Origin of the sequence: Halobellus sp. Atlit-38R, assembly GCF_003665925.1 — an archaeon.
GTDB classification, from domain to species: Archaea; Halobacteriota; Halobacteria; order Halobacteriales; family Haloferacaceae; genus Haloquadratum; species Haloquadratum inordinatus.
On the sequence record NZ_QXIJ01000004.1, the window covers coordinates 166,068 to 180,754 of the forward strand.

The 14,687-nt window shown below is 64.5% G+C and carries 17 protein-coding genes; 10 read left to right on the forward strand and 7 right to left on the reverse strand.

Annotated elements, in window-relative coordinates:
* The first annotated feature begins 49 nt into the window (after nucleotides 1-49).
* Nucleotides 50-1,432, forward strand: a complete 1,383-nt coding sequence (locus D3D02_RS07495; protein ID WP_121569358.1) for an NAD(P)/FAD-dependent oxidoreductase — start codon at nucleotides 50-52, stop codon at nucleotides 1,430-1,432.
* A 256-nt stretch (nucleotides 1,433-1,688) separates the two neighbouring features.
* Here D3D02_RS07495 and D3D02_RS07500 read toward each other — a convergent pair whose 3' ends face one another.
* Together D3D02_RS07500 and D3D02_RS07505 are read right to left on the reverse strand one after the other, a co-directional pair.
* Nucleotides 1,689-2,117 carry a type II toxin-antitoxin system VapC family toxin gene (locus tag D3D02_RS07500; protein ID WP_121569359.1) on the reverse strand — a complete coding sequence of 143 codons (429 nt, stop codon included), beginning with the start codon at nucleotides 2,115-2,117 and terminating at the stop codon, nucleotides 1,689-1,691.
* The gene (locus tag D3D02_RS07505) at nucleotides 2,114-2,389 is read right to left on the reverse strand and encodes a hypothetical protein (RefSeq protein WP_199723033.1); all 276 of its coding nucleotides are present in this window, start codon (nucleotides 2,387-2,389) and stop codon (nucleotides 2,114-2,116) included. The genes D3D02_RS07500 and D3D02_RS07505 overlap by 4 nt, the downstream gene beginning before the upstream one ends.
* A 570-nt stretch (nucleotides 2,390-2,959) precedes the next feature.
* Here D3D02_RS07505 and D3D02_RS07510 point away from each other — a divergent pair.
* The gene (locus tag D3D02_RS07510) at nucleotides 2,960-3,793 is read left to right on the forward strand and encodes a universal stress protein (protein WP_121569361.1); all 834 of its coding nucleotides are present in this window, start codon (nucleotides 2,960-2,962) and stop codon (nucleotides 3,791-3,793) included.
* A 211-nt stretch (nucleotides 3,794-4,004) separates the two neighbouring features.
* On the opposite strand, the gene D3D02_RS07515 is transcribed toward D3D02_RS07510, so the two are convergent.
* On the reverse strand, nucleotides 4,005-5,297 hold the full coding sequence (locus tag D3D02_RS07515; RefSeq protein WP_121569362.1) for an MFS transporter: 1,293 nt from the start codon (nucleotides 5,295-5,297) through the stop codon (nucleotides 4,005-4,007).
* A 178-nt stretch (nucleotides 5,298-5,475) separates the two neighbouring features.
* Between D3D02_RS07515 and D3D02_RS07520 the strand changes: the two genes are divergently transcribed.
* Nucleotides 5,476-6,210 (forward strand): helix-turn-helix domain-containing protein, encoded by a 735-nt coding sequence (locus D3D02_RS07520; RefSeq protein ID WP_121569363.1) that lies wholly within the window; start codon nucleotides 5,476-5,478, stop codon nucleotides 6,208-6,210.
* A gap of 182 nt (nucleotides 6,211-6,392) precedes the next feature.
* Here D3D02_RS07520 and D3D02_RS07525 read toward each other — a convergent pair whose 3' ends face one another.
* Together D3D02_RS07525 and D3D02_RS07530 are read right to left on the reverse strand one after the other, a co-directional pair.
* Nucleotides 6,393-6,803 (reverse strand): SRPBCC family protein, encoded by a 411-nt coding sequence (locus D3D02_RS07525; RefSeq protein ID WP_121569529.1) that lies wholly within the window; start codon nucleotides 6,801-6,803, stop codon nucleotides 6,393-6,395.
* 77 nt (nucleotides 6,804-6,880) lie between these two features.
* Nucleotides 6,881-7,993, reverse strand: coding sequence for an alanine--glyoxylate aminotransferase family protein (locus D3D02_RS07530; protein ID WP_121569364.1), 1,113 nt, complete (start codon nucleotides 7,991-7,993; stop codon nucleotides 6,881-6,883).
* A 224-nt stretch (nucleotides 7,994-8,217) separates the two neighbouring features.
* Between D3D02_RS07530 and D3D02_RS07535 the strand changes: the two genes are divergently transcribed.
* From D3D02_RS07535 to D3D02_RS07550, 4 genes are all read left to right on the forward strand, one after another.
* A complete protein-coding gene (locus D3D02_RS07535; protein ID WP_121569365.1) occupies nucleotides 8,218-8,895 on the forward strand; it encodes an energy-coupling factor ABC transporter permease in 678 nt (225 codons plus the stop codon).
* Nucleotides 8,895-9,218: a cobalamin transport operon protein gene (locus D3D02_RS07540; RefSeq protein ID WP_121569366.1), complete on the forward strand. Its 324-nt coding sequence runs from the start codon at nucleotides 8,895-8,897 to the stop codon at nucleotides 9,216-9,218. The genes D3D02_RS07535 and D3D02_RS07540 overlap by 1 nt, the downstream gene beginning before the upstream one ends.
* Nucleotides 9,219-9,224: 6 nt before the next feature.
* On the forward strand, nucleotides 9,225-10,028 hold the full coding sequence (locus D3D02_RS07545) for an energy-coupling factor transporter transmembrane protein EcfT (protein ID WP_121569367.1): 804 nt from the start codon (nucleotides 9,225-9,227) through the stop codon (nucleotides 10,026-10,028).
* Nucleotides 10,029-10,096: 68 nt separating this feature from the next.
* Nucleotides 10,097-10,897, forward strand: coding sequence for an energy-coupling factor ABC transporter ATP-binding protein (locus tag D3D02_RS07550; protein ID WP_121569530.1), 801 nt, complete (start codon nucleotides 10,097-10,099; stop codon nucleotides 10,895-10,897).
* Nucleotides 10,898-10,908: 11 nt separating this feature from the next.
* Here D3D02_RS07550 and D3D02_RS07555 read toward each other — a convergent pair whose 3' ends face one another.
* Both D3D02_RS07555 and D3D02_RS07560 read right to left on the reverse strand, forming a co-directional pair.
* A complete protein-coding gene (locus D3D02_RS07555) occupies nucleotides 10,909-12,243 on the reverse strand; it encodes a RimK family alpha-L-glutamate ligase (protein ID WP_121569368.1) in 1,335 nt (444 codons plus the stop codon).
* 172 nt (nucleotides 12,244-12,415) lie between these two features.
* On the reverse strand, nucleotides 12,416-13,336 hold the full coding sequence (locus D3D02_RS07560; protein ID WP_121569369.1) for a sodium:calcium antiporter: 921 nt from the start codon (nucleotides 13,334-13,336) through the stop codon (nucleotides 12,416-12,418).
* Nucleotides 13,337-13,495: 159 nt separating this feature from the next.
* Here D3D02_RS07560 and D3D02_RS21480 point away from each other — a divergent pair, with 159 nt between their 5' ends.
* The 3 genes from D3D02_RS21480 (at nucleotide 13,496) to D3D02_RS07570 (ending at nucleotide 14,654) form a co-directional block, all read left to right on the forward strand.
* Nucleotides 13,496-13,630, forward strand: coding sequence for a hypothetical protein (locus D3D02_RS21480; protein ID WP_255410148.1), 135 nt, complete (start codon nucleotides 13,496-13,498; stop codon nucleotides 13,628-13,630).
* A 212-nt stretch (nucleotides 13,631-13,842) separates the two neighbouring features.
* The gene (locus D3D02_RS07565) at nucleotides 13,843-14,250 is read left to right on the forward strand and encodes a hypothetical protein (protein WP_121569370.1); all 408 of its coding nucleotides are present in this window, start codon (nucleotides 13,843-13,845) and stop codon (nucleotides 14,248-14,250) included.
* Nucleotides 14,247-14,654, forward strand: a complete 408-nt coding sequence (locus tag D3D02_RS07570; protein ID WP_121569371.1) for a hypothetical protein — start codon at nucleotides 14,247-14,249, stop codon at nucleotides 14,652-14,654. The genes D3D02_RS07565 and D3D02_RS07570 overlap by 4 nt, the downstream gene beginning before the upstream one ends.
* Nucleotides 14,655-14,687: the final 33 nt, after the last annotated feature.

Genomic DNA, 14,687 nt, shown 5'->3' on the forward strand with positions numbered 1-14,687 from the left:
CGCCCCCGACAGCGACAGTATAATACCGGACCGGGGTCGCTGTAGCCATATGGAGCGATTCGACGTAGCAGTCGTCGGCGGGGGGCCTGCGGGGTCGGCCGCCGGACACGCCGCCGCGTCGGCCGGCGCGTCCGCGGTAGTCCTCGAAAAAGGGGTTCCGCGCGCGGATCGGCCGGACCGACTGGGACCGGACTCGACGGACGCCGCGGGCATCCTCGACTACTGGGTCGACATAATGGGCATCCACCCCGACGAGATGCCCGACGACGTCGTCCTCGGCGAACTGGATCGAGCGGAGTTCATCGGGCCCAACGAGTCGATCACGCTGCGGTCGACCGGGATCGAATCGTCGTACGACAACTTCGGATTCTGTATGCAGCGGGCGCGCTTCGACGACTTCCTCCGCGGCCGCGCGGAAGACGCCGGGGCGTCCTATCGGGTCGGGGTCTCCGTTCGGGGTGTCGAGAGCGATCACTCCGGCGGCGGACCGCGGCACTGCGTCGAGCTCGCGAGCGGCGACGCCATCGGCGCCGACTTCCTGATCCTCGCCGACGGCCCGCAGCGACAGGTCACGACCGGTGTGCTCGACGAGTATCTCTCGTTCGACGTCACCGAGCGCCTCTCGACGCGGCAGACGAACCACATCGCCTACCAGGAACACCGTCGCCTCCCCGATGAGGTCTTCGAGGAGGTCGCGGGCGCGATCAAGTTCTGGTGGGGGTATATGCCGGGCCACACCGCTTACCCGTGGATCTTCCCGAACGACGACAACGTCGCGCGGATCGGCCTGACGATGCCGATCGGGATGGAACTCGACGACGTGGCGAACCCCGAAGACTACCCGCTCTTGGACCCGGACGACGACCGGATCCCGCAGGGCCGCGAGTACATCCGCCGGCTCCTCGAACGAGAGTACGGCGACGAGTACGACATAGAGGAGGATTTCCCCCTCGTCGAGGACCGCGGGAAGTCCGGTGGGACCGAGACGTACGCCATCTCCTCGACGCGGCCGATCGACTCGCCGACCGACGCGGGCATCGCCGTCGTCGGCGGCGCGATGGGGTCGACCTCGGCGTTCCACGAGGGCGGCGATCACACGGCCGTCCGAACCGGCGCGATCGCGGGCGAACTCGCCGCCGCCGGGGATCTCTCCCCGTACAACGACCGCTGGAAGGACGCCATCGGCGACGAAATCCTCCGCAACGTCGCGATGGCGGACGTCGTCCACGATTACGCCCCGGACGACTGGGACTGGGCGTTCTCGACGGCCCGGAAACTCCTCGACAACAGCGAGGGCTATGGACTGTTCGACACGAGTAACATCAGCGCGGGCTTCAGCGCCGCGCGACTGGTGACGACCTACAAGCGCACGAAGTTCTCGTTCCGAAACGGGAAGTACGTCCAACTTTCGGAATCCGAGTACGCCCTGTAGCGCGCTGAGTCGGAACGGCCTTGAGCGTCGACTTCGTACTACGAGTGCGCACCCTTAGTCCCCGCCCGAGTACTCCCATCACGGGAGCGATGACGAGGCGGCGAACCCGGGTGTGCGACATATGGGACGTCCGCGCCCCAAAGACGGGCCGCCTGACACGAGGGTTTCCCGGCCGACGCGGCACGCAGCCCCGGGATGAGGCCGGCCGTTAGTGTTCCGGGCGCACATTTTACGATTCACGAGCAGCGACGAGATTTCAGTCCCCTGGATCTACTCGTTCTACGAGGCCGCCAAAATCATCGTCGAAGCTCAACACCGCGTCGATGCCACGCGAGTCACACAGGTGGATACTGGATGCGTCCGTGAAACTCAGCTCCTGGTCTCTGTATCGCCGAAGCGTCTCTAACGACGCCTGCACGTCGTCGGGCCCGAGATGGATCGTTTCGAATACGTTCGGAAACGGATCCTCACCGAGGATACGGCTAGCCACGGTATCTGCGGCATCGAATGAACCGGTTCGGACGCGGGTGAGAGTCACCGTCTCGTCAAGAACGTAGTCGCTCGTGTACGGTTGTCCGTACTCGCCATCGAGAAGTTTATCGAACGCTGTCACTGCGTCTGCGTGTCGTTCGGCATCGGTGTCGTGATGCGCAAAGAAGACGCCGGTATCGACGAAGACGCTCATCCGTAGAGGACGTCGTCGATGTCGTCTTCGCCCGTCGATGTCCCGGACGATACCATCTCGTCGTGGAAGGCCTCACGGTCGGTCTCGGAGACGGGAACGCGTTGTTCTCGAAAGGAATCGACGAGATCTGCCTTCGATTCGATTGCTCGCTCGACGAGCCGGGACAAAATCTCCTGCTGTGTGACCCGCTCTCCTGTCTTTAGCCGAATTTCCGCCTGCAAGCGCTCCAGGCGGGACTTAGTGTCGTCGTCCATCTTCACCGAGGTAGCCATACGCTAGAGTGGAATGTTCTACTGGGTAAATGTTACTACCCGATTTGCGTCATTCACAGCTACTGGTAGCCTCTCGCCCGGTAGTGTTCCGGGCGATATCTTCAACTTTACCGGTAGAATCCAGTCACCGACGTTGAGTTCGGGGTACCAGGGTCTCGTCGTCGGAGATCTCGACTTTGGCCCGTCCACCCTGGTCAAGAATTCCCACGGTGGACGAGGCGACATCGCTCTCGCCGTCACCGAGACATCCCGGGAGTACGGAGACCCCCATTCCACCCATCGTAATCAACAGACAGCGACGTTCCTCGTCGGGGCAGATTCCGATGGTTTGCAGCGCTTATCTTCGGGCCGCAGGACGGTTGGCGAGCGCTGGGGGTCTGTCGTTCGTCCATACGCTTGAGAAATGGCGGCATCGACAGAAGCCATACTGTCGCAACACAGCCGGTGATTTGGGTTCACTTGCTCGTTCTCGTCTTTCGTAGCCCCCTTGGTACACGTCTTCCACACAAACCACGTGTCCACGACGTATGGTACACAAGAACATAGTAACGTGGCCGCCAAGATTACTCTATGTACGACCGGATACTCGTTCCGACCGATGGAAGCCCCTCTGCCGAAGCCGCCGCTCGTCACGGACTCGTGATCGCAGAGGCATTCGACGCTTCCCTCCACGTCATCAGCGTCACTGGTGATACCGAGCGTTCCGAGCGCCTGGCAGACGCACAGGCTCAAGACGCCATATCGAAACTAGCGGAACTCATCGAACAGGAATCAGACCTTTCCTGCCAATCAGCCATCGAGCACGGGCGTCCGCACGAAGCGATCCTTTCCTATTCATCGGAGAACGATATCGATCTCATCGTTATGGGGACGCACGGGCGACGTGGGCTGAGTCGGGTCCTCCTCGGCAGCGTCACCGAGCGCGTGATTCGGTTGAGCAACGATCCCGTGTTAGCAGTACCACCACACGCAATCGGTCGAGAGCGCGAGGGATACGACAGAATTCTCATCCCGACGGACGGGAGCCCTGGTGCTGCTGCGGCGGTCGAACACGGAATATCAATTGCCGAACGGTCGGGTGCCTCTGTACGCGTGCTCTATGTGATCGAAGGTGAGACGGGACTGCCGCCAATTGGTGACTCGCTGCGCGATGAAGCGGTCGAGGTACTTGAAGCAGTTACGGAAGAAGCATCTGACCGCGACGTGTCTCTCACTACCCATATACAGCCTGGGACACCCCACGAGGTGATCAACAATTTCGTCAGTGCTCACGGAATCGACCTCGTTACGATGGGAACACACGGACGCTCGGGAATACGCCGCCATCTACTTGGCAGCGTCACTGAGCGGGTCTTGCGCACGAGCGATGCACCCGTACTCACCGTACGACAAGACACTGAATGACGTCATTCGGGACTGGAATTTGCCAATTATGAGCTCGATCGATTAGTCAGATGGACGGTGTTTACGTTCCCTTGCCGTCGACTGTGTTCGGCCGGAACGCGCGGACTCTTCTCGAAATCCATTACCTGATCGGTCGTCAGATCTCTCCAGAATAGCACAAACCGTCGATATCACTTTCGCGGTACCCAGAATTCAATTGCAAACGCGAAAGTTAGTCTTGCGCGACCGTCTGACTCGCCTGCTCAGGCGCGGGCGCAGGCGGTTCGTGGGTTCCGAAGTCGGGGTGCGTCTCCTCCATCCAGACGTACACGACCGCACCGGAGACGAACATCAGAGCGGCAATGATGTAGAACGCCGCCTCGGCGTTCACGAACTCCATCGAGAGGCCGATCAGGATCGCACCGACGCCATACCCCGAATCGCGCCACATACGGTAGACGCCCATCCCGGTCGCGCGCCACGTCGGATGGGCGGCGTCGCCGGGAACGGTCATCAGATTCGGGTAGAGCAACGCCATTCCGAGCCCGGACACACCAGAGAGCACGGTCCACGGGAGATAGCCCTCGACGAGGACCATCCCGAGGACGCCAGCCCCCGTGAGGAACATTCCGGCGAGGACAGGTGGCCGGCGGCCGATGCGGTCGGCGAGTCCGCCGGTCGCAATCTGCAGGAAGTACATCGCGCTGTGAACGCCGACGACGAACCCGACCGCCGCGATTCCAAGCCCCTGGCTGGTGAGATACAGCGGGACGGCGAGCCAGAACAGCGTATCGACGAACTTCTCGATGTGGCCGGCCTGTGCCGCCGCGAACAGCGTCTTGTCGCCGTAGGTCGCGCGCTTCAGTACGTCGACGAACGGGAGGTTCGCGTCGTGGTGGTCTTCGTCGTCGACCTCCGCCTCTGCGAGTTGGACGGTCTCTTTGATCAGGAAGATCGAGATGAGGAACGCGAGCACGACGACGGCCGCGAGGAAGTAGAACGGCTCTGGCCGGAGGCTCGTCCGGGCCGCGATGACGCCGGTGATCCAGGCCCCGACGGCGACGCCGGTGTACCCGAACGCCTCGTCGATGCCGACGGCGAGACCGCGCTGATCCGGCCCCGCGATGTCGATTTTGGCGTTGATCGCCATACTCCAGGTCAGCGCCTGGTTGATGCCCAGCAGGACGTTCCCGACGGTGATCCAGCCCCAACTGGGCGCGAAGATGAGAATGACGGGAAGCGGGAGCGCAGTCGCCCACCCGAGGACGAGCACGGGCTTGCGGCCGTACTCGCCGCCCCACTTGCCGGCGTAGAGGTTCAAGAGCCCTTTGACGAAGCCGAAGGAGACGACGAACGAGCCGATCACGAACAGCGACTCGACGCCGAGCACGTCCCGGCCGAGAACGGGGACGACCGCCCGTTCGGACCCGATAGTCAGTCCAGTCGCGAACACCAGGAGGACGTGCAGCGAGAACTGCCCGAGGTGTTCGCGGATGCCCTGTTCGAGTGCAGTGTCTGTACTCATAGATCACTCTCGTCGAACGTCACGGCGCGCTGCGCTCTGTTGCCGTCCGGTAATTCGTTACTGGCTCGATCAGGGCCGCGTTCCGGCATCAGTATACACCCGTATGAGACATACTAAAATATAGATACTGCCGGACATAGCCGGCACCGTTAATGTATTTTAGCACAGATACGACACGATGAGTCTGTACGAGGCTTCGTTTCGGGTCAAACACGAGTGTCCGTATCGCGAAATTTCGGAGCGTCATCCGGATCTCACGATCCGGGAGTGGTATCTGAGCGACTGTCAGGTGGTCGAACTCACGTCGCCAGGAACGCCGGCGAGTGAACTCCTCGACGAGATAGACGACCTCGGAACGGTTCTGCACAGGTCGGTCGACGAATCGGGCCTGCACGTCGTCACCCAGTCTTGTCTCTGCTCGCTCGAAGACTCGATCATCGAACGGTTCGAGAAGTACAACACCCTGTATCAGCCACCGACGGTTCACCGCCAGGGTTGGGAGCACTACTCGGTGATCGCATTCGACGAGAGCGACGTCCGCGCACTCCTGCGGGATCTGGAAGCCGACCGCGACATCGAGGTGCTCTCGAAGACAGCGATCACGGAACAGCAGATTCCCCACAGTATGCTCGCCCCGGTCGATCAGTTGTTCGAAGACGTGACCGACCGACAGCTGGCGGCGTTGCGGTTGGCGTTAGAGAGCGGGTATTACGAGCAGCCCCGGAAGACGTCGCTCCGAGCGCTGGCAGAGCAGACGGCCGTCGCGCGCTCGACGTACGAAGAACACCTCCGGAAGGCGGAGAACAAGATTCTCACGAACGCCGGACAGTTTTTGCGACTGGTTACGACGACGTCGACGGGAGACCCATTAGTGGTAGAACGGAACCGACAGCCCGAGCAGCGAGCAGACTGATCAAGCCGTTTCATACGGACGGCATCGGTACTCCGGCCGGGGCGATCGTGAGGGTTGTAACGGCGCCCTCGACGATCCCGAGACAGTCCTGTTGTCTCGTGTGACTGCACGCACTGGTATCGAGCACGTTTCAGACAGACAGAATCCACCGACTCGCATCCAGATGCTGGAGTCGGCGCCGCTCAGGACGTGGTCGCGAGCGCGTCGAGATTCCGCAGCGCCCGCCGGCAGACGGCCGCGTACGGGGCTGCGAGCAGCGGGATCTCGAAGGCGGCGCGGCAGCCCTCGTCAACTCTCTCGACGCGGTGTCCCGTCGCCGGAATGCCGGCGACGCGCCAGGTCCAGCGGTGGTCGGCACAGGCGGTGACGACGAACGAGACCCGGAGGCCGCCGACAGTTCGAATGCGGCCAGTCGTCCCCTGGCTGATCCGACGGTCCCGACACTCGACGGCAGTTATCGATGGCCCCCACCGCGGCCACTGCTGGGTGTCGATGAACAGGTCCCACACGCGGTCGGGGGCGGCGTCGATCTGCCGGGAGACGATCAGTCGGCGGCCGTCCGGCGTCTCCGCGATCTCGCGGTGCGTCGTCACAGCGTAACTGACGACCGCCGTGTGAATAACACTCACGGCGGCGCACGGCGGTTGCCGAGGAGTTGCTCGCCGCTCGATTAGATGCCGGCGACGTCTTCGATGGCGTCCGTCAGGGCCTTGATCGACTCGAGGTCGTGTTCGCCCATATGACCGATGCGGAACGTCTTCTCGCCGAGGGTCGAGCCGTAGCCGTTCGAGAAAACCATATCGTACTGCTCGGAGACGGCGTCGATCGTTTCGGCGACGTCGATGCCCTGCGTGTTCTCGATGCAGGCCACCGTCTGAGACTCATAGCCCGTCTCGGGGAACATATCGAAGTGTTCGTGCGCCCACTCGCGCGTGTACTCGGCCATCTCCCGGTGACGGTCCGAGCGCCCCTCGTGACCCTCTTCGAGCATATACTTCATCTGCTTGCGGTACGCCAGCATTATCGGGATCGCCGGCGTGGAGTGCGTCTGACCTTTCCGGTCGTAGTAATCGAGGGCGCGCTGGAAGCCGCCGTACCACGACGCCTCGTCCTTCTCGAGTTCGCGCTCGTAGGCGTCGTCGCTGACGGCGCAGACGGCCAGTCCCGGCGGCATCGCGAACGCCTTCTGCGTCGAGGCGAAGATGACGTCGATGTCGTGTTCGTCGATGTCGACGTAGTCGCCGCCCAGCGACGACACCGCGTCGACGACGAAGTAGGTATCGGGGTACTCGGCGACGACGTCGCCGATCTCCTCGATGGGGTTTCGGACGCCGGTCGAACTCTCGTTCATCACGCACGCGACGACGTCGTAGTGTTTGTCGCTCTCTTCGATCGCCGCCCGCACGTCTTCGGGTTTGACCGCCTGCCCCCACTCGTATTCGAGGCGGTCGACGTTCTTGCCGAGCCGCTCGGCCACGTTGGCGTGGCGCTCACTGAAACTTCCGCAGGTCGGCACGAGGATGTTCTCGTCGACGAGGTTCAGCGTGGACGCCTCCCAGAACTCCGTCCCCGACGCCGTGAGGATCATCACGTCGTTGTCGGTGCCGAGGAAGTCCTTCGTGTCCTCGACGATCGTCGTGTACAGGTCAGTCATCCGGTCCATTCGGTGACCGAACATCGGCTGGCACATCTCCTCGATGACGTCCTCGCGTACCTCTGTCGGCCCCGGAATGTACAGCGTCTTCTCCGGATAGTCGTCTTTGTATTCGCGTTTCTGGGTCACGGAATCACCTAGCTACGGTCCACTGCGCAGCGGGAGGTCATGGTACTTTTGATTCCCCACTGGGATGGACGGCGGTGCTCCTGGCGTGGCTACCTGTGCGGGGCCAGTTGGGATCTGACCATTGATGAGCTGTCCTCGCCTGCTGCTGTACCGCGAGCCACATTAATAACAAGAGAATATCGAATAGCCAAATTTATTATTTTGTGTCGTAGAATTATTACTCGATGGCACACATTCACCTCGGTGAAGGTTCGTTCCCGCTCTGGGCGCTCGCTCTCTGGACACTCATCGGTGCCGGGCTAATCGGCGTGGTCGTCTACCGCATTCGGAAAGGCGGTATCGAGACCCGCCAGATCGCGCTCGCTGGCATCGCCGGCGCGGCGAGTTTTGCGGTCTTTCAGCTGAACATCCCCGTGTGGGGCGGGATCCATATGAACCTCACCGGCCTCGTCGGCATCCTCGCCGGGCCGCTCCTCGGCGCGCTGATCGCGCTCGTGGTGAACATCTTCTCGGCGGCGCTCGGGCACGGGGCCGTCGGACTGTTGGGTGCGAATACCCTCGTCAACGCGTCAGAGGCTGTCGTGGCCTACTACGCGTTCCGCACGCTGGTCGGATTGGACTGGGACGTCTTCCCCGCGAGCACGGGGGCGGCGACGCTCGGTCTCTCGGCCGGCGCGGTGTTGATGGGTGCGATCATCGTCGTCAGCGGCGTCAACGGGAGTGCCCTCCCCCGTGCTGACCTCACGGTCGCCGTCGCCGGATTGGTCGGGTTGAATCTGGGCGTCGCCGTGATCGAGGGGCTCTTGACCGGGTTCGTCGTGCAGTTCCTCGCGTCAGTCCGCCCCGACCTCGTCGGCCTCGTCGACCGTCTCGGCCGCGACGCCTCGGAGGTGACGGCCTGATGAAGCGCTGGACGCAGTACGGCAGCCTCCTGGGCCTCCTGGCGGTGTTCTTCGCCGCGGGGCTGTGGGGCTTCGCTGCCACCGGCGGCGCGGTTCCGTGGGCCAAACGGTCGGCGACGACGCTGCAGCGCGGGATTCAGGAGGGCGGCGGCGCGCTCGTCGACCTCGGACGCGGAGTCGTCGTCGCCGGCCCGATCCGGAACGGTGGTCTGGTCGTCGAGTTCCTCGCCGTCGCGACTCTCTTCGCGCTCGTCGGCGTCGGACTGTACGTCTACGCCGACCGATACCGCGGCCTCGACGAGGCAAAACGGACGGGACGGTAACCGAAGATGCTCTCGAATCACGTGCCGGACCCGCGACTCGTCACGGCCTACGCCGAGCGCCGCGACGGGCCGCTTCACCACGTCAACCCCTGGACGAAACTCGGCGTCGTCGGCGCGCTCGTGCTCGCCGTGACGGTGGTCGACCGGGCCGCGGTGCTTGCAGGCCTCTACGCCGTCGTCCTTCTCGTGTACGTCGCGGCGGGACTCCCGGCCGGGCGGTTGCTGCGCTGGTACACGGTCCCGATGCTCTTCATCGTCTCCGTGGCGGGCCCGCTGGCGTTCCTCGAACCGGGCACGCCGATCGGTGCCGCGTTCGCGACGCCGCTCGGCGACGTTTCGGTGACGGTCGCCGGTCTCGTGTTGTTCCTCGAACTCGGCTTCCGGTCGCTGACCGTCGTCACGTTCACGCTGGCGGCCGCGATGACGACCCGGTACTCCGACGTCGCCTACGTCTTGGGTCGGGTCCTTCCGCGGCCGGTCGACCAAGTCGCGCTGCTCACCTACCGGTTCACGTTCGTGATGATCGAGACGCTCGAAGACCTGGTGAAAGCCGCTGTGGCCCGCGGCGGGAACCTCTCGGAGTTCTGGTCGAACAAGCGCCTCTACGCACGCATCCTCGGTATGACGATGCTGTCGGCCATCGAACGGGCCGAACGGCTCGTCAAGTCGATGGAAGCGCGCGGGTACGACGGCGATCTGACGCTGTACGGTGACGTGCCGCGGCCGCCGGTCCACGAAACCCTTCTGGTCGGCGGTTCCTACGCCGCCGTGCTCGGGTACGCCGCGGCCACGACGGGGGTGGTGCTGTGAACCGCGCGGAGACGCCCCTCGTCGATCTGCGATGTGAAGCGCACACGTACCCGGACGGAACGGTCGGAATGCACGACGTCGAGTTCAGCGTCTACCCCGACGAGGTCGTCGCGCTACTCGGCGGGAACGGCGCGGGGAAGTCGACGTTGCTCGAACATCTGAACGCGACGCTCGTCCCCGACGAGGGCGAACTCGTGATCGAGGGAACGCCGGTCGCCAACGGCGACGAGCGACGCGCCCGGAAGACGGTCGGCTTCGTCTTCCAGGACGCAGACGCCCAACTCGTCGCGCCGACCGTCCGCGACGACGTCCTGTTCGGGCTCCAGAACTACGGCGTCTCGGGCGACGAAGCGATCGAACGCGCTCGCGACGCGCTCGATGCGGTCGACGCTGGCCACCTCGAAGACCGGATTCCGCACTACCTGAGCGGCGGCGAAAAACGGCTCGTGGGGCTGGCCGGCGTGCTGGCGCTGCAGCCGAGCGTGATCGTCCTCGACGAACCGCTCGCGGGGTTGGACCCCGAACGCTCTCGGCTGGTCGCCAGACAGATCGAACAGGTCCACAGGGACGGCGTCAGCGTCGTGCTCTCGACGCACGATCTCGATTTCGCGGCCGAGGTGGCAGACCGCGTCTGCGTGATGGCCGACGGCAACATCGTCGGCTGTGGGACGCCGCGAGAGGTGTTCTACGACGACGAACTGCTTGCGACGGCGAACCTCCACCCCCCGAGTCCGGTCCGCGTCGCCCGGTCGGCGGGCCTCGACACGTCCGAACGGCCGGTCACCGAGAGCGAACTCGCCGCCGCCATCGCGGACGGGTCGACGGCCGATCGAACCGCTCGCGCAGTCACAGACGGACCGGACGCCTGAGCGCTGGGGGATTACTCCTCGCCGGACACTTCCGCGTGATCTTCGACGCGGCGGCTCACGTCGAGGCGGTAATTCTTCAGGATGTCGCGCCCCAGGAGAAGCGGATGCGTCATATGCGTCCGGTCTTCGATGTTCGCGGCGACGGTGTACTGCTCGCCGCCGATCCCGACGACGAGGTCGACGACCGGCCGCGTCTTGGACTGCTTCGAACTCCCCGAGCGCACGCGCGAGACAGTATGGATCGGGCCCGCACCGATGTCCGCGGCGAGCCGCAGATCGATGCTCGTTCTAGACGCTCCGGAGTCTGACTTGGCCACGACCGTCTTCCGTCCGCTGGTCCCGCTGACGACGACCTGTTCGGTGAAGCCGATCGTGATCGCCTCATCGGGAGAGACCGACGTCGGCGCCGGTTTGCAGGCGGGCACCGAGTCGTCGAGCGTCGACGAGAGACTCTCCACCCGCTCGGGGTCGACGGAGGCGCCAGCGTGTTCGATCGCCTGCCGAGCGATGTACGGGGCCGGGCTGCGCCCCGTCGCCTGATAGAAGCCTTTGAAGCCGGCCGTCGGGTTCACTTCCAGAATGTACCAGCCGTCGTCGCCCTCGATGAGATCGACGCCGGCGTAGTCGAGGTCGACCGCCGCCGCTGCCTGCCGAGCGAGTTCCAAGACCTCCGCTGGAACGGATTCTGTCACGTCCTCGACACTCCCGCCGCGGGCGACGTTCGTTCGCCAGTCGCTGTCGGCGGCGTAGCGGCACATGGCGCCGATCACCTCGTCGGCGACGACGTACACGCGGAGATCGTGCGGGGGTTCGTCGTCCCGACCGACGAGCTCCTGCAGAAACGCCCGTCGCTTCCCGACGCGGGCTGTCAGCGGATCGCTAGTTTTCACCTTCCACGCGCCGCCGCCGTGCGTCCCGATAGCCGTCTTGTAGACGGCTTCCTCCCCGAACTCCCCGCGGAGTTCGTTGAGCCGGTCGTTGCTGAGCGCCAGTGCGGTGCGCGGAACCGGCAGCCCCTCGTTGATCAGTTCGACTGCGGCGGCGGTCTTGTGCGCCGCCCGCGCTGTCGCATCCGGAGTATTCAGCATCGGTCGCACGCCCGCCAGCGTCCGCGCTAGCCCGAGTTCCTCGGCAGGCTGATCCGTATTCGAGAGGAGGAGTCGATTGACGACCACGTCGACGTCGGGATCGAGCGTCGCCTCGTCGCCGCCGAATCGCACGACTGTGTTCTCAGACCGAAGCCACTCGGTGTCGTGGCCGAGCGCCTCGACGGCGTTCAGAATCGCTTTCGTCTCCTTGCTGTTGTGGAGACTCAAGACGCCGACGCGGACCGGCGTCTCACTCATCAGTAGGTCTCTCCGCGTATCGGATGATTTCGTCCATCGGTGGCACGCTCCGGGGCGGACCGTACCGTCACGAGTGCAATTGTTATGCGGAGATTTCTCACGGACCGAGAACGAATACGGCCGGATTACCGGACGCTGCCGGTCGAGAACGGCGACGCACTCCGCCCCGATCTCAGAAGAGCACGAACGAGGGGAGATACAGCAGCACGCACACGACTGCACCTCGCCGGTCGATGCCGCGCTGCCAGTACATCAGCCCGAGGACGGCCAACGAGACGGCCAGCATATACCCGGTCGAGACGAACACGGTCTGTGAGTTGGTGACCGCCACGTCGGCGACGAGCGCCCCGACGCCCAGCGAGAACACCGGATCCGTGATGTTGCTCCCCAGGAGCGAGCCGACCGAGATGCCGGCTTCGCCGCGCCTGGCCGCGAGTCCGGCGACGGCGATCTCGGGCGCGGTGGTTCCGAGGCCGGTCAGGAGGCCGACGAGAAATTCGGGGACGCCGAGGAGTCGAGCGATGGCGATCCCGTTCGTCACCATCAGATACCCGCCGACGACGACCAGCGCGATCCCGGCGACGATCCAGGGAATCGCCCGCTGTGGTGGCGTCTGCTCTTCGGCGACTTCTCGTGTCACCTCCCCGCCGCCCTCGTGTGAGTAGAGGTCGTGGATGAACGCGACGTACGCGAGCATCATCAGCGCCCCCTCCGAGCGGATCATCTCCCCGTCTTCGAGAACGAGGATCATAATCACCATCGCGAGAATCATCGCGCCGCCGTAGACGAGGACGTTCCGTCGCTCGGCTTCGATCCGGGCGATGAAGGCGACGACGCCGATCGCGAGCGTGATCTGCGCTGTCTCCGACCCGACGATGTTTCCGACGAGGAGGTCGCCGGCGCCGTAGACCGCCGCGTAGATCGAGGTGGTCATCTCGGGGATCGACGTCCCGATCGAAATGACGGTGACGCCGATGAAGAAGGCCGGCACCCCGTAGTACAGTGCCAACTCCGCAGCCGCGTCGATGGTGCGGTCGGCACCGACTAACAGGAGCGCCAGGCCGGCGAGAAAGCCGGCGGCTTCGAGGAGCATCCGATATCGGACAGACGCTCTGATCCGAGTAAAAGGTGGGCGCCGACGGCGGCGGATGCCGTTCCTCCGAGACGGGGACAGTGCTACGAGGTGGGGGCTGCTTCCAAGAAAACAAGAACCGAAGTGAGAGTAAAACACGAATAGATCGAACAAGCGGATATGGCGGGGCCACAGCAGTCCAGCGGTGGGGACGACGACGCGCTCGAGGAGGGCGAACTGCCGAGCCCGGAGAGCGATGCCGCACGCTCCTGTAAGGCATTCATCGACCGGGAGTGGCGCAAACTGCAGGAGTGACCGACAGCCCGGCGCACTGCGGCAGGTCTGCGCGCTACGCTTCGCTGTGGTTCGTCCCCACATAGTCGCCGGTGGGGAGAGCGCGCCGGCTGCAAACCCGAAGAAAGCGGACTTAATCGGGCTGAAACGGGGCCGAAGCTGCTGAAATCCGCACGCACCGTTTTCACCTTTGATATGGCATCCGCACCGAGGGCGGACCGGAGGCACCACCGATGAAACTCCAGACGATGGTCGCGATCGGTCTCGCAGCACTGATGCTCACCACGGGAGCGGCCGTGGCTGTGCCCGGTGCAGCGCCGACCGACGCAGCCGGTTCGACGAACGGCGCCGCCGACGCACACGGCGAAGCCACCCACGGAGCCGATACAGCAGCCGCTGACCGAGCGGCCGACCGACCAGAAAACGCGGCGGAAACACCTCACGACGCGAGCGCCGCGTCGGTGGGCGGTCCGCGCGCGGACCTCCCCGGCCCGGTCCCGGACCGCGTCGCGCAGATCCATTCGCTGATCCGCCGGTCGCTGGACGGGACGCTCGGTGAGCCGCTCGGCCAGGCGATCGACGGCCTGAGCAGCGACGACACAGCCGCTGAACACCCCGCTGACGGACCTCGATACCGATGATCGCTCTCCAGTACACCGGACCCCCGCCGCTGGCCGGCGGATTCGATCCCCTCGAAGGGCTCGTCGTCTTCGCCGTGAGTCTCCTCATCGGCGGGGCGGCGATCCACGTCGCGGCCGAACACGTCGTCTCTCGGCGACGGACAGCCAGCCTGACGTTCGAACACGCCATTCTCACAGCGCTCCTAGGTGCGGTCGTCTGGGCGCTGCTCGCCTGGATCCCGCTTGTCGGCTCGCTGCTCGCACTCGTCGGCTGGGTCAGCGTCATCCGCTGGCGCTATCCGGGCGGCTGGGTCAAGGCGGGCGTGACCGGTGCGGCCGCCTGGGCCGCCGCGGTCGTCGCGCTCGCGGCCCTGGAACTGCTCGGCATCAGCGCCGTGTCTGCCCTGGGCGTTCCCGGGGCCTGACGGACACCCGATTCGTCTCCGTAGCCGGCGCGG